The organism is Marinimicrobium koreense (assembly GCF_003762925.1).
Taxonomy (GTDB): domain Bacteria; phylum Pseudomonadota; class Gammaproteobacteria; order Pseudomonadales; family Cellvibrionaceae; genus Marinimicrobium; species Marinimicrobium koreense.
Window position 1 is genome coordinate 562,929 of record NZ_RJUK01000001.1, and the last position, 14,660, is coordinate 577,588.

Here is a 14,660-nt window from a genome sequence, read left to right on the forward strand (position 1 = left end):
GACATTTCATGACTTCCACGGCACTGGTACAGGCCAACGGCGTTGGCAAAGTGGTTTCGACCGCAGAAGGGCAATTGACCATTCTGCACCGCATTTCCCTATCGGTGGCGGCGGGAGAAAGTGTGGCAATCACCGGCCCTTCGGGCTCCGGCAAGTCAACGCTGCTGGGCATCCTGGCGGGGCTGGACCTGCCCAGTTTCGGTGAAGTGCAGCTGTGCGGCCAGAACCTGACCGCACTGGACGAAGAGGGACGGGCAAAAGTCCGGGCCGAATCCGTCGGTTTCGTGTTCCAGTCGTTTCAACTGCTGCCGGGCCTGACCGCGCTGGAAAACGTCATGCTCCCCATGGAGCTGCATGGCATGAAGAATGCCCGCAGTCGGGCCGAGGAGTACCTGGCTCGGGTGGGACTTGCCGAGCGTCTGACCCACTACCCGCAACAGCTCTCCGGTGGTGAGCAGCAGCGAGTGGCGGTGGCGCGGGCCTTTGCCAGCCAGCCCAAGGTGCTGTTTGCCGACGAGCCCACGGGCAACCTCGATATTCACACCGGTGCCAAAATCATCGATCTGCTGTTTGAACTGAATCGCGAGCAGGGCACCACCCTGATTCTGATTACCCACGAGGAGCGCTTGGCCCAACGCTGCGGTCGTCGCGTTCATCTGGTGGCCGGTTCCCTTGAACCGGAAACTGACCCCGTGCCAGAGGAGGCCTGAGCCAATGCTGGCCGCAAGACTACTCTGGCGCAATTGGCGTAGCGGGGAAGTGCGATTGCTGAGCATCGCCCTGGTGATGGCCGTAATGGTGGTCAGTGCCATCGCCATTTTTACCGACCGGCTTGAAGCCACTCTGGTGCAGCAAAGCAACAACCTGCTCGGGGCGGACCGGGTGGTTCGGGCGTCCCAACCCCATGATCCGGCCTGGGCAGAAGAAGCCGACGAACGCGATCTTCAGCAGTCCCGACTGGTGGAGTTTTCCTCCATGGTGTATCGGGGTGATGAGATGCACCTGGCCTCCATCAAGGCGGTGGACGAGGGCTACCCACTGCGTGGTGTGGTGGAAACCACCGATCAACCCTGGACTACCAAACCTCCGGAAGAAGCCACCGGCATCCCGGCGCCGGGTGAAGCCTGGGTGGATGCGCGCATGCTGCCCCTGCTGGGCATTGAGCTGGGTGATACCTTTGGTATCGGCGAGGCGGAACTGGTGGCCAGCCGTGTTCTGGTGCGCCAACCCGATGGTGCCAGTTCCATTTTCATGACCGGTGGCCGGGTCCTGATGAACCTTCAGGACCTGCCTGCAACCCGCGTGGTGCAACCGGGCAGCCGGGTGAGCTACCAATGGCTGCTGGCCGCCGACCGGCCCGCCGATCTGGAAGGGTTTTTAACCTGGCTGGAACCGCAGCTGACGGACCACTATAGGGTGGTGGACATTGAGTCCTCCCAACGCAACCTCGCCCGGACCCTGGATCGCGGCAAACAGTTTCTGCTGTTGGCCGCCGTGGTGGGCGTGCTGTTGGCCGGTGTTGCCATCGGGCTTGCGGCCCGCCAGTTTGCCGATCGCCATGTGGATCAGGTCGCCCTGATGAAAAGCCTCGGAGCGGGCAGTCAGCGTATTCGGAATCTCTACTTCGGTCAGTTGCTTCTCCTGTCACTGGTGGCCTCCGTCATCGGCGTCGGCCTGGGGGAGGGCTTCCAGCAGGTGGTGGCTTACGGTCTGTCGAGCTTCTTCGCCCTGAATTTGGCACAGCCGGGCTGGCTGGCCTATGTGCTGAGTGTTCTGAGTGGCCTGGTGTGCCTGATGTTCTTTGCCTTGCCCGCCTTGTGGTTCCTGCCGAAAGTGCCGCCCCTGAAAATCCTGCGTCGGGAACTGAGTGTGGATAAGGTTCAGGTCTGGACTCAGGTAGTGCTGGCGTTGCTCGCCGTAGTGTTGCTGGTGGTCTTGTTCAGCCGGGATTGGGCGCTGGCGGCGAGCGTCGTGGCGGCCCTGCTGGTGGTGGTTGTGGTGACCGCCATCCTCGGCTTCGGACTGCTGCACCTGAGCCGCAAACTCACCACCGGGGCCAGCAGTGTCTGGCGCCTGGCAGTGGCCAACCTGCAGCGCCGGCGCGGCCACAGCCTGGTGCAGATGGTGATCTTCTCGGTGGCGATCATGCTGCTGATCACCCTGACTGTGGTGCGCACCTCGCTGATACAGGATTGGCAAGCCCAGTTACCGGAGGATGCCCCCAACCACTTCCTGGTCAATGTGGCACCCGAAGACGTCGAGCCGGTACAGACCATGCTCGACCGCGAATCCGTGGACCGACAACCGCTGTACCCCATGGTGAGGGGTCGCCTGACACACATCAACGAGCAGGAAAAGTCCCGGGAACGCCTGAACCGCGAGGCCAACCTGACCTGGACAGACACCCTGGCGGAAGACAACGAGGTAGTGGCCGGGCAGTGGTGGGATCAGTGGTCCGGTGGCGAGCTACCCGGCGTGTCGGTGGAGCAGGAGCTGGCCGGTGAGCTGGGTATTGAACTGGGTGATATCTTACGATTTTCGATTGGTGGGCTGACACTGGAAGCCGAGGTGGCCAGCTTGCGGACGCTGGACTGGCGCTCCATGAATCCAAACTTCTTTTTCATCTTTGAGCCTGGAGCCCTGGACGGCTTTTCCGCCACCTACATCACCAGTGCCTATGTTCCGGCCAGCCAGAAAACACTGATCAACGACCTGATGCGTGAGTACCCCACCATTCTGCTGATCGAACTGGATCGGGTATTCGAGCAGATCCGATCGATTGTCACCCAGGTGACCAAGGGCATTCAGTTGGTTCTGGTGCTCACGGTAATTGGCGGCATCCTGGTACTTCTGGCGGCGGTCACGACCAGCCTGGATGCACGCAAACAGGAGGCTGGTCTGCTGCGTGCCCTGGGCAGTCCGCGCCGGTTGGTAGTGGGCAGTGTCTGGGCGGAGTTTTCGATTCTCGGTGGCCTGTCGGGTTTGATTGCCGTGCTCGGCTCGGAGGCGCTGTTGATGAGTCTGCAGCACTTTGTGCTGGAAATCCCGATCCGACCGCACTACCTTTTCTGGGTATTGGGCCCGATCCTGGGCGCCGCCTTCGTCGGCCTCCTGGGTGCCCTGAGCTGCCGCAGCGTAGTCACCACCCCACCCGCCGTAGTATTGCGCGAAGCGGCGTAGGGTTTTTAATGCCTGCTGCAACGGCGGATGCGCTTCGCTTATCCGCCCTACGGCCGAGCGCAGCGGTACAGACTCGCGTAGGGCGGATAAGGCCACAGGCCGCATCCGCCGTTACCCAACTATACGTTGCATGACACCATCGCACCTAACTAGTCGCACTAAGGACCAAGAAGGGGGAATACCCTTTCAAGACCGTGGAGCGGGGGACCCGCGATGCGAGCCTACATGGACGTATTCACGGCGTGTCTTGAAAGGGTATTCCCCCTTCTTGGTCCGGTCGTGACGAACCTACGCCGCTTAAAATTAACGGTAAACTCTTAACTATCTACACCGCAACGAGGCCCATTCTTGAGTCATCAACCAAAAAGTCGCGTCCTGGACAAAGGCCTGTGGGGCATGAGTGCTCCCATGCTGGTGGATCAGGCGGTGACCTTTACTATCCCGCTCACCGACATGTTCTTTCTGAGCCGGATCTCCGACAGCGCGGCGGCCGCCGTGGGCGCCGTATCGCCCCTGGTATTCGCCGGCAACACCCTGCTCATGGTGACCGCCTTTGCCGGCTCCAGCATCGCCAGCCAGCGCATCGGGGCCAACAAATACGACACCGCCAACGCCACCATCATGGCCTACGTGTTTCTGATCATGGGCCTGGCCGTGCTCACCGCACTGGCCATCAACACCGGCGGCGCCTACGTCGCCGGTTGGATGCCGCTGTCGGAGACGGTGGAAACCCACGCGGTGACCTACCTGGGCATCATCGGCTGGATGGTGGCCATCTGGGGCCTGCGGGCGTCTTACCAGACGATCCTCAATGTCTACGGCGAACCGAAGTGGAACACCATCAGTAACTTTGTCTTTTTCGGGGCGAATATCCTGGGAAACAGCATCGTTGTATTCGGGTTGTTTGGCGTGCCCAAGATGGGCGTGGACGGCGTGGCCATGGCCAGCGTGGCGGCGATTTTCTGCAGCTTTGTGTTCACTTTCAGTATTGTGCATTTCAAGCTCGGTTTGCGGCTGCCGTTGAGGCAGGGGGTTCGGGAGTTTCGTTCTCTGATCAAGCCGGTGCTGCGGATTGCCGCCCCAGCGAGCCTGGAACCGGTGTCGTTCAACATGTACATGATTGTGTTGAACTGGATTGTCGCCGGCGTCGGAGATCTGGCGTTGAAGGTAAAGGTCTATGCCTTCAATACGTTTCTGTTCTGCCTGATGATTTCCGTCGCGCTGGGTATGGCGACGGAGGTGATCATTGCTCAGCGGGTAGGGCGCAATGAGTTTGCGGAGGCGGATCGGCAGATGCGTCACAGTGTGAAGGTGGCCATCTGGGGTACGGGGTTACTGGCGCTGCTATGGGTGGCGTTAAACCAGCAGATGCTGGGGATTTATACCGATGATCCGGCAATTCTGGCATTCGGGTTTTGGGTGTTTGTATTGGCGTTTGTGGCGGAGCCCGCGCGTACGGTGAACATTGTGATGGGCTCGGCGTTGCGCTCGACGGGGGATGCGGCGTTTATCTCTTATTCGACGATTGCGGTGATCTGGTTGTTCTCGGTACCCTTGGCTTATGTGCTGACTATTACGTTGGGCTGGGGTATTTACGGGGTGATGTCGGCCGCGTTGGCGGATGAGTCGGTGCGGGCGGCGATCAAGTGGTGGCGTTGGCGTAAGGAGCATTGGAAGGAATATGGCGTCGCGGCCCGTGAAGCCCGAGAGGCCAAACGCCGAAACTTAATGAATCAGTAAGGTCTATACTTTAGGTCAGGTTGAAGCTTCGAGTTGAGTCCGGGCCACCAAGGGGTCTATCGTTTGGAGACCCGCCGTGAATACTTCCATGTAGGCTTCTCGTCGGCATCCATGCCTCCGAGAGTCTCCAAACGATAGACCCCTTGGCGGCCCTCCGAACTATCGAATTCAGCCGTAGGGTGGAGCTGAGCGCAGCGTTATGGTTCGTCATCCACCTTGAACAAATGTATTGCAGTTCTGATTACTGCGCTATGAGAGTAGTGAACCGAGAAGGTTAACCCCAAAAAACGAGGTCTTTATGCCCCAGGAAAAAGCCAGAAGTCTGATTACCCAGTTGCATGAGATGTACGGCAACGAGGAGCCCAGTGAGCAGCAGAAGCATTTGATGGAGCAGTTGGAGTTACACACCCATCCGAAGGGGGCGAAGGATCAGTACGGTGAGCCGGTGCCGTTGGATACTCTGGAACTATTGGTGGAGGAGATGGCGGCGGAGCATCCGCGTACGGCGGCGGTGATGCGGGAGATTCTGGAAACGCTCAAGAATATTGGTGTCTGAGCCCGATTCGGCAGGTTGCGTGCAAGGCGCAATCTGCCGGTTATTGAGCGTATGCCCCGCGGATCACACGGCCCAGGCGAGGGCGACGCCGGCGCGTTCGAGGTAGATGTACTCGGTTTTCTCTGTGGCCGGGTGGCAGGGGTGGCGGAAGTGGTGGTGGTCTTTGGTTGACCCCATGTACTCCCAGGCCTGGCCGGCGAATTCACAGATCGGATCGCCCTGATTCAGGCGGTCTTCCGCAAGTTGATCCCACATGGTTTCCCACTCGGGACTGGTCATACTCAGGTATTCCATGGCGGCCACTCCGGCTCGGTGTTTAATGTCTAATCTAGACTTTTCATTCTATTTGTCAAATATAATTTGTAAGTCTTTGATGTGGATAGCAAAAATGCCGTTTAAGTGTGCGCCTTGTCACACTGTTCTCGAGGAGGTTTCTGGCCGGTATTGATCAATAAGTAGTCAGGCGCCATTTTAAAGGTTATAGTTAGTGTAATCTTTGCCGGGCCAATTGACCGGCAGTGTTTAAGAGGAGGTTGGATGAATATTGGTCAGGCGGCGGAGCGCAGCGGGTTGAACCCGAAGACGATCCGTTATTACGAGAGCATCGGGTTGGTGTGTCCGCACCGGGCGGCCAATGGTTACCGGGATTACCGGCAGGCGGATGTGGAGCAGTTGCAGTTTTTGCAGCATGCCCGGGCGGTGGGATTTACATTGGATGAGTGCCGGGAGTTGCTGGATCTTTACCGGGACCCGCACCGGCGCAGTGCAGAGGTCAAGGCGCTGGTGTTGGAGCGGGTGGCGCAGGTGGATGAACAGCTGGCTCGCCTGGAGGCGATGCGGGATACCCTGGTGACCATGGCGGAGCACTGCGCCGGGGATGATAACGCGGAGTGTGCGATCATTGATTCTCTGGCCCAACCAATGCCCTTTAAGCTTGTTTAGCGTCAGGACCGACTGAGTGGCAGCTGGTTCGGGACGATATATGCGTAGGTCGGATTAGCGCAGCGTAATCCGACAAATTCGCTGAGTCGTGGTTGGTGTCGGATTACGCTTCGCTAATCCGACCTACTGGCAGCTGATCCGGGGCGATAGACCCAGAACTTATTGAGGATAAAAGAGACGACAGGCACGGATATGACTACGATGCTCAGGGTGATTCGATGGGGGAGCGACGTGCCGGTCTCTAGTGCCCAGAGAAGTATTTCGCTGGAGAGGAAAGTGGAGACCGAGGCGATCACAAAGCGTTGCAGGGTGGCGCGGGTGAGCGCTACCCGGAAGGTCAGCCAGCCATGGCCATAGAAGGAGACGGCCATGGCGGTCACATAGCCCAACAAGTTGGCGGCGTACAGGTTGAGGCCCAGTCCCTCATGGCTGCCCAGGGCCATCAGGTAGTGGGTCAGGGTCGCGGCGACGCCGACGATGCCAAAGCAGACCAGTTGTCTAAGCAGTCTGATCGTCATCGAAGCCCCACTTGGCCGCCACCAGATAGATCGGTCGGTTTTTCACTTCCTTGTAGATTCGGCCCACGTACTCCCCGAGCAGCCCCAGAAAGAACAGCTGGATCCCGCCCAGGAACAGAATGACCACCATGGTCGAGGCATAACCGGGTACATCCACCCCGGTGGTCAGGGTTTTGATGATGACCACCACCGCAAACACAAAGGCACAGAATGAAACGATCAGGCCCAGGTAGGTGCCCACCCGGATGGGAAAGGTGCTGAATGAGGTGATACCGCTCAGGGCAAAATTCCACAGGCGCCAGTAGTTGAATTTGCTTTCTCCCTGGGCGCGCTCCTGCCGGTCGAACTCGATGACCGTGTGCCGGAAGCCGGGCCAGCAGAACAGGCCCTTCATGAACCGGTCTTTTTCTGGCAGTAGCTTGATGGCATCCACCGCCTTGCGATCCATCAGACGGAAGTCCCCGACGTTTTCGGGAATATGGATTTCGCTCATTTTGTTGAACAGGCGATAGAACCACTGGGCGGTCTTGCGTTTCATCAGGCTGTCGGCCTTACGGGAGGCGCGTTTGGCGTAGACCACCTCGTATTTGCCGGTGAGCCATTGATCCACCATCTGGCCGATCAGCTCCGGCGGGTCCTGCAGGTCGGCGTCGATCGGCAGGACGGCGTCGCCGCGGGCAAAGTCCAATGCGGCGGTCATGGCCGCTTCCTTGCCGAAATTCCGGGTCAGGGCGAGCACTTTGATTCGGGGGTTGCGGTCGGCGTGATTACGTAACTGCTGGAGGGTATCGTCGGCGGAGCCGTCGTCCACACAGATGATCTCATAATCAACCGGAACGTCTTCCAGTGCCTGCTCGAGCGTCTGAAAAAAGTGATCAATCCCGCCCGACTCGTTGTACATGGGCGTGAGTATCGACAGTAGTGGATGGTTCATGCCGGTTGCTCCGGGTTGAGTCAGAGCCATGGGGCTCTGTTGTTATTGGTGTCTCTGTCCATGGTGCCAGACATCGGCAGAGGCATTGTCCACGGTTTTAGCGGTTTTTTACAGGGGCAGGGCGTCAGTTTGTGGCCTCTATCGCGATTTCCGCCAACCGGGGAGCCCGCCGGAGCACTGGCGGTGGTGCGGCCTTGTGCGTTAGAATGCGCGCCCTGATTGGGGCGATCCCCCACCTGAATTCACTCTGTTTCCGGCCGCTTTATCCCGCTCGGCCGGTGACGCGACAACCGGTTTGGAACTTATGGAAATCAATCCGCTGCTGAATCAATTGAAAGACCTGACTGAGCGAACTGATGTGCTCAGGAGGTATCTTTGACTACGCTCACAAGAAAGAGCGTCTGACGGAAGTTGAACTGGAGCTGGGTCAGCCCGATGTCTGGGAAGATCCGGACCGCGCCCAGGCGCTGGGTAAAGAGCGCTCCTCACTGGAGCTGGTGGTAAAGACCATTGAGGATCTGGACACCGGTGTGGCGGACTGCCGCGAGCTGCTGGATATGGCGGTTGAGGAAGATGACGCCGACAGCATCAATGATGTGGCGGCCGAAATTGAGCGCCTGGATGGCCAGTTGGAGTCCCTGGAATTCCGCCGGATGTTTTCCGGCGAGGTGGATGAAAACAACGCCTACCTCGATATTCAGTCCGGCTCTGGCGGCACCGAGGCCCAGGACTGGGCTGAAATGGTCCTGCGTATGTACCTGCGCTGGGGCGAACACAAAGGATTCAAGACCACCCTGGAAGAAGCGTCCGCTGGTGAAGTGGCGGGCATCAAAAGCGCCACCATCCGTTTTGAAGGCGAATATGCCTTCGGCTGGCTGCGCACGGAAACGGGCGTACATCGGCTGGTCCGCAAGTCGCCCTTTGATTCGGGCAATCGTCGTCACACCTCGTTCTGCTCGGTGTTCGTCTCCCCGGAGATCGACGAAAATATCGAAATCGATATCAACCCGGGTGACCTGCGTACCGACACCTACCGGGCCAGCGGCGCCGGTGGTCAGCACGTGAACAAAACCGACTCGGCGGTGCGGATTACCCATGAGCCCACCGGTATCGTGGTGAGCTGTCAGAGTGAACGCTCCCAGCACCAGAACCGCGACCGGGCCATGAAAATGCTGCGCGCGAAGATGTACGAGCAGGAAATGCTCAAGCGCAATGCCGAAAAGCAGGCCATGGAAGACAACAAGGCTGACATCGGCTGGGGCAGTCAGATCCGCTCCTACGTGCTGGACGACCAGCGCATCAAGGATCTGCGCACCAGCGTTCAGACCAGTAACTGCCAGGCGGTGCTGGACGGCGCCCTGGACCAGTTTATTGTCGCCAGTCTGAAAGCGGGCCTGTAATCAGGCCCTGTTCATTCACTCCCCAACATCAGAGATGCCATGAGCAAGCCCAACGCCCCCCAGGATGAGAACAACCTTATTGCCGAGCGTCGCTCCAAGCTGGCGGCCATTCGAGAGAAGGGCAACCCTTTCCCGAATGACTTCCGTCGCGACAATACCTGCGCCGAACTGCAGGCGGCACACCAGGACAAATCCAAAGAGGACCTGGAAGGCGCCGGCCTCACCGCCAGCGTGGCGGGGCGGATCATGGCCAAGCGGGGCCCCTTCATGGTGCTACAGGATGCCTCCGGCACGGTTCAGCTCTATGCCGACAAGGACACCCAGAAGGCCATCAAAGAACAGTGGGGCCAGTGGGATATCGGCGATATCGTCGGCGCCAGCGGCACCCTGCACCGCTCGGGCCGGGGCGACCTGTACGTCAACATGGAGCAGTATCAACTGCTGACCAAGTCCCTGCGCCCGCTGCCGGAAAAATACCACGGTCTGCACGATCAGGAGCAGCGCTACCGTCAGCGCTATGTGGACCTGATCGTCAATCCGGAAGTGCGCGATACCTTCCGCCTGCGCTCCCGGTGCATCAGCTATATCCGTAATTACCTTGACGGCAACGGCTTCATGGAGGTGGAAACCCCGATGCTGCAGGTCATTCCCGGTGGCGCTACTGCCCGACCGTTCATCACTCATCACAATGCGCTGGACATCGACATGTACCTGCGCATTGCGCCGGAGCTGTATCTGAAGCGTCTGGTCGTCGGTGGTTTTGAGCGGGTGTATGAGATCAATCGCAACTTCCGTAACGAAGGCTTGTCGACCCGTCACAACCCCGAGTTCACCATGTTGGAGTTCTATCAGGCCTACGCCGACTTCAACGACCTGATGGACCTGACCGAAGATATGCTGCGCGGGCTGTGCGAAACCGTGATGGGTTCTACAGTGGTCCCGTACCAGGACAGCGAATACGACTTCGGCAAACCCTTCCGCCGGATCAGCGTGTTCGACAGTATTCTGGAAAACAACCCGGATATTACCGCCGAGCAGATCAGTACCCTCGACGGCGCCCGCGCCGTGGCGGAAGGCCTGAAAATTCCGCTGAAGGACTCTTGGGGTCTGGGCAAAGTGCAGATCGAAATTTTCGAGGCCACGGTCGAAGAGAAGCTGGATCAGCCGACCTTCATCACCGAATACCCCACGGAAGTGTCACCCCTGGCGCGGCGAATGGATGCCAAGCCCGAGGTGACCGAGCGGTTTGAGTTCTTCGTGGGTGGCCGCGAGCTGGCCAACGGTTTCTCGGAGCTTAACGACGCCGAAGATCAGGCCGAACGCTTCAAGGAGCAGGTGCGGGAAAAAGACGCCGGTGACGATGAGGCCATGCACTACGACGCGGACTATGTACGCGCCCTGGAATACGGCCTGCCGCCGACCGCGGGGCAGGGCATAGGCATCGACCGTCTGGTCATGCTGTTCGCCAACGCCGCCTCCATCCGCGACGTGCTGTTGTTCCCCCATATGCGCCCAGAACACTAAACCCAGCGCAATGGCACTACGATACTCTGCGTAGGGCGGGTAAGCGCAAAGCGCGCACCCGCCGTTACCAAAGCACGAAGCGCCGCGCCCAAAGCATTCGAACCATCACGAGACTTCACCCATGAACGTCATCGATATCACTCTCGACAACGCCCAACAGTACGTCATCGACGAATCTTTCAAGCGTCCCGTGCTGGTGGACTTCTGGGCCGACTGGTGCGGCCCCTGCAAAACCCTGATGCCCCTGCTGGAAAAGCTCGCTGACGAATACAGCGGCGAGTTCCTGCTGGCCCGGATCAACGCCGACGAGCAGCAGATGCTGGCGTCGCAGTTTCAGGTTCGCAGCCTGCCCACGGTGATGTTGATCAAAGACGGCCAGCCTCTGGATGGGTTCACTGGCGCCCAGTCGGAGGTGCAGGTGCGGCAAATGCTGGAGCAGCACCTGCCCAAGGCGTGGGAGCGGGACCTTCAGCAGGCTCAGGCGATGCTGGAGGCCGGGCAGTACGGTGAGGCGTTGCCGGTGCTACAGCGGGTGTATGAAGAGTCTGGCCGAAACCCACAGATCGCCTGCATGGTGGCTCACGCCCAAGTGGAGCTGAATCGGCTCGAAGAGGCGGAAACGACCCTGTCCAACGTAAAACTGGCGGATCAGGATACCCTCTACGAGCAGGTGAAAGCCAAAATCGAATTGAAAAAGCAGGCCGCCAAAACCCCGGAAATCGAGTCCCTGGAGCAGGCCCTCGAGGCCGATCCGGACAATCTGGAAACGCGCTACAAGCTGGCGGTTCAGTACAATCAGGAAGGCTATCAGAAGCCGGCGCTGGAGCTGTTGATCGAGGTGCTGCGCAAGGATCTGGGCTACGCCGACGGCGCGGCCCGGAAAACCCTGACGGATATTATCGCGGCGTTGGGGAAGGGCGATCCGTTGGCGATCGAGTATCAGCGGAAGTTGTTTACGTTGCTGTACTAAATTGGTGTGTCGGATTACGCACCTTGTCCTAATCCGACCTACGAACCGTAGCCTTTGATCGGCCCTCTCTGTGCGTCAATGTTGCTAGTTCCCGGAACGAGATGCAGCCACCGCGGAGGCTGGGTATCCCCTTGTGAGACCGTCGCCTGCCTGGATGGCAGGCGATCGAGCCTACATGGACGTATTTACGGCGTGTCTCACAAGGGGATACCCAGGCGGAGCACTCTGTTCAGACTCCCACGCCAAAAAGAAACCCCCAGTCCGGTAAGGGCTGGGGGTTTCTTTGTTAGCGCCTGACGTGCCGATCGTCGTTACTACTCACTGGCGCTCTTCTCAAACATCCCTTTTCAGTTCTTTTTTGACCGAAAAAATGCCGATTTTTCAGGCACCCGGGGCGATGTCGCTCGCCCTCAAGGTGAATCCACTATAGAATAAATTGACAGCGCTGTCACCCCGTTTGGACAAATTTCTTGCTTGGCGTCGGCGGTGGCCCGGAAGACCGGGAAAAATGCGACTCAGGCGCGGCGGGGCACTTGTCAACGGGGCGTCTTTTCAGGATAGTGCGCCTTCCAGCTACTTTCGACGGAGCTCTCTGTGGCCAAAGCGACCATCGACAATGTTGCCGCCCTGGCGGGCGTCTCTATAAAAACCGTATCCCGGGTGGTGAACAAAGAGCCGAACGTTCGGCAGGCAACGCGGGACAAGGTGTTGAAAGCCATTGATGAGCTCGATTATCGGCCCAATCTCTCGGCGCGCAGTCTGGCGGGAAACCGCTCATATGTGATTGGTCTGCTCTACGACAACCCCAGTGCCAACTACGTCATCGACGTACAGGACGGGGTGTTGTCGACCTGCCGCTCCCAGGGGTACGACGTGCTGATTCACCCCTGCAATCATCAGGACCCCGACATCGGCCGGGAAATCCGGGATCTGATGCGCCAGACCCGTATCGACGGCGTTATCCTCACGCCGCCATTGTCGGACGTGATGCCAATTCTGGAGGTGTTGAAAGAGCGGCAGTTGCCCTTCGTGCGTATTGCCCCGACCATCGATAAGCCGATCAGTCCTTACGTTGAAACCAATGACGCTGAAGCAGCCTACGATATGACCTGCGAGTTGATTGCGCTCGGGCATGAGCGTATCGGCTTTGTGGCGGGGCACCCGGATCACCGGGCGGTCAGCCACCGGTTTGAAGGCTACCGGGCGGCTCTGGTGGAGAATGACATTCCTCTGGATGAGGCGCTGGTAGTGCAGGGGTTTAACTCGTTCGAGTCCGGCGAAGAGGCGGCTGATGTGCTGCTCGCCCTAGAGCAGGCTCCCACTGCGATCTTTGCCGCCAACGATGACATGGCGGCGGGGGTCATGATGGTGGCGCATCAGAAGGGGTTGCGCATCCCGGGAGATCTGTCGGTGGCTGGCTTCGATGATACGCCGGTGGCTCATCAGATCTGGCCCTCCCTGACGACGGTTCGTCAGCCGATTCAGGCCATGGCCCAGAAGGCGACCGACTTACTGTTGAAGCAGCTTAAAGGCAAGGATGTTCAACTGCCCGCCAGTATGTTGAGTTCCAGTCTGATTCGTCGGGACTCCACCGGCAAACCAATACCGCACAAGCGTTAGGAGCAGTGAGCGGTACCCATGGGGTGCCGCTCAGGCGCTCAGTTCCGCGGTATTGTCCACCAGCCAGGCGGCGGTGCCGATCAGTGCAGACTTGTCGTGCATGATGATATTGAGCGGGATTCGGCCCACGTAATCGCTCATGGGTCCCTTGTGCTGATAGCGTTTGACCAGGTCAGAACCGTCGATGAAATCCGCCAGTTTGGGGGCAATTCCGCCGCCGATGTAAACGCCACCCTGGGCGCCCAGGCACAGCGCCCGATCGCCAATCGCGCTGCCCAGCATGGCGCAGAACAGCTCCAGGGCTTCGCGGCACTGGGGGTCTTCACCGCTTTGACCTTTGCCGGCCACATCGGCCGGTTCGTAGTTCTGTACGGTTACGCCGTCGATCTCCGCCAGCGCCTGATAGATCCGGACCAGGCCTTTGCCGCAAATCAGGGTTTCCACCGACACGTGATCCTGTTTCTTCAGGAGATTCTGGAGAATGGCAATTTCCCGCTCATTGCCCGGAGCGAAATTGGTGTGTCCGCCCTCGGTCGGGACAATTTTCCAGCGGTCGCCGCAGGGCACCAGCGCCGCCATACCAAACCCGGTGCCCGGCCCCAGAATCAGCATGGGAGCCTCCGCGTCGGTCTCACCCGTCACCAACGGCTTGAGCATGTCACCTTTGAGGTGGGGGGTGGCATAAGCAAGGGCGGCAAAGTCGTTGATGACGTCCAGGGCGCGCATGCCCAACTGATCTCGCAGCTCGTCGATGCCGAACTCCCAGTCCAGGTTGGTCATGCGCACCCGGCCGTTATGAATGGGGCCGGCAATGGCAAAACAGGCAAAGTCGGGTAGGGCGATCCCGGCCACTTCGGCGTAAGCGTGGACCATCTGATCCAGGCTGGGGTAGTCGGCACAGCGCAGGCTGTGCTGATGCTTGGCGGTAAAGTCGGGCGGCGTTGCGCAGGCGCCGGCAATCTCAACCAGACCGAAGCGGGCGTTGGTGCCGCCAATATCCGCAACCAGAATAAAGCTCATAGTGGTCCCCGTTGTGTGCCGTTCCTGCGAGCCTGTCGCTGTTGGGGCAGGCAGTCGCTGTTCTTGGATAATCGGTTGCCCGATCGAAAAGTGGAGTGAGTCTACGAGCGGTTGACAGCGCTGTCAATAATTCTGGCGTATCACCCCACAAATGTGGCGTTAAAATATACATGATGATGGATTTCTGACCAGTTTGTGCTCGCGAATTGATCGTCGAGCGAGCCGTCCCGTAATCCGAGTATAGCGGGTATTCGCG

At 59.1% G+C, this 14,660-nt stretch carries 13 protein-coding genes; 9 read left to right on the plus strand and 4 right to left on the minus strand.

Going from position 1 to position 14,660, the window contains the following annotated elements; genetic code table 11:
- The first annotated feature begins 8 nt into the window (after positions 1–8).
- The 4 genes from EDC38_RS02440 to EDC38_RS02455 all read left to right on the plus strand — a co-directional run bounded on the left by EDC38_RS02440 (position 9) and on the right by EDC38_RS02455 (position 5,476).
- On the plus strand, positions 9–710 hold the full coding sequence (locus EDC38_RS02440; protein WP_024459923.1) for an ABC transporter ATP-binding protein: 702 nt from the start codon (positions 9–11) through the stop codon (positions 708–710).
- Between the two features lie 4 nt (positions 711–714).
- On the plus strand, positions 715–3,180 hold the full coding sequence (locus EDC38_RS02445; protein WP_123637178.1) for an ABC transporter permease: 2,466 nt from the start codon (positions 715–717) through the stop codon (positions 3,178–3,180).
- A gap of 348 nt (positions 3,181–3,528) precedes the next feature.
- Positions 3,529–4,920 carry an MATE family efflux transporter gene (locus EDC38_RS02450; protein ID WP_246004317.1) on the plus strand — a complete coding sequence of 464 codons (1,392 nt, stop codon included), beginning with the start codon at positions 3,529–3,531 and terminating at the stop codon, positions 4,918–4,920.
- A 298-nt stretch (positions 4,921–5,218) separates the two neighbouring features.
- Entirely contained in the window at positions 5,219–5,476 is a 258-nt protein-coding gene (locus EDC38_RS02455) for a DUF4404 family protein (protein ID WP_024459926.1), read from the plus strand.
- 63 nt (positions 5,477–5,539) lie between these two features.
- Here EDC38_RS02455 and EDC38_RS02460 read toward each other — a convergent pair whose 3' ends face one another.
- Positions 5,540–5,770, minus strand: coding sequence for a hypothetical protein (locus EDC38_RS02460; RefSeq protein ID WP_024459927.1), 231 nt, complete (start codon positions 5,768–5,770; stop codon positions 5,540–5,542).
- Between the two features lie 243 nt (positions 5,771–6,013).
- On the opposite strand from EDC38_RS02460, the gene cueR reads away from it, so the two are divergent.
- A complete protein-coding gene (gene cueR / locus EDC38_RS02465; protein ID WP_123637179.1) occupies positions 6,014–6,418 on the plus strand; it encodes a Cu(I)-responsive transcriptional regulator in 405 nt (134 codons plus the stop codon).
- Positions 6,419–6,531: 113 nt separating this feature from the next.
- On the opposite strand, the gene EDC38_RS02470 is transcribed toward cueR, so the two are convergent.
- Both EDC38_RS02470 and EDC38_RS02475 read right to left on the minus strand, forming a co-directional pair.
- Entirely contained in the window at positions 6,532–6,936 is a 405-nt protein-coding gene (locus EDC38_RS02470) for a GtrA family protein (RefSeq protein ID WP_123637180.1), read from the minus strand.
- Complete coding sequence (locus tag EDC38_RS02475) at positions 6,917–7,870, minus strand: glycosyltransferase family 2 protein (protein WP_123637181.1); 954 nt, start codon at positions 7,868–7,870, stop codon at positions 6,917–6,919. The genes EDC38_RS02470 and EDC38_RS02475 overlap by 20 nt, the downstream gene beginning before the upstream one ends.
- Before the next feature lie 304 nt (positions 7,871–8,174).
- Between EDC38_RS02475 and prfB the strand changes: the two genes are divergently transcribed.
- From prfB to EDC38_RS02495, 4 genes are all read left to right on the plus strand, one after another.
- Positions 8,175–9,270, plus strand: a protein-coding gene (gene prfB, locus EDC38_RS02480) for a peptide chain release factor 2 (protein ID WP_123637182.1) whose coding sequence is annotated in 2 segments (ribosomal slippage) — positions 8,175–8,246 and positions 8,248–9,270 — 1,095 coding nt in all. Because the reading frame shifts where the segments join, the coding sequence is not laid out codon by codon here.
- A 39-nt stretch (positions 9,271–9,309) separates the two neighbouring features.
- Complete coding sequence (lysS, locus tag EDC38_RS02485) at positions 9,310–10,794, plus strand: lysine--tRNA ligase (RefSeq protein ID WP_123637183.1); 1,485 nt, start codon at positions 9,310–9,312, stop codon at positions 10,792–10,794.
- A 121-nt stretch (positions 10,795–10,915) separates the two neighbouring features.
- Positions 10,916–11,764 (plus strand): thioredoxin, encoded by an 849-nt coding sequence (trxA, locus tag EDC38_RS02490; RefSeq protein WP_123637184.1) that lies wholly within the window; start codon positions 10,916–10,918, stop codon positions 11,762–11,764.
- Between the two features lie 594 nt (positions 11,765–12,358).
- On the plus strand, positions 12,359–13,384 hold the full coding sequence (locus EDC38_RS02495; RefSeq protein WP_123637185.1) for a LacI family DNA-binding transcriptional regulator: 1,026 nt from the start codon (positions 12,359–12,361) through the stop codon (positions 13,382–13,384).
- Positions 13,385–13,414: 30 nt separating this feature from the next.
- Here EDC38_RS02495 and glk read toward each other — a convergent pair whose 3' ends face one another.
- The gene (gene glk / locus EDC38_RS02500; RefSeq protein ID WP_342769071.1) at positions 13,415–14,488 is read right to left on the minus strand and encodes a glucokinase; all 1,074 of its coding nucleotides are present in this window, start codon (positions 14,486–14,488) and stop codon (positions 13,415–13,417) included.
- Positions 14,489–14,660: the final 172 nt, after the last annotated feature.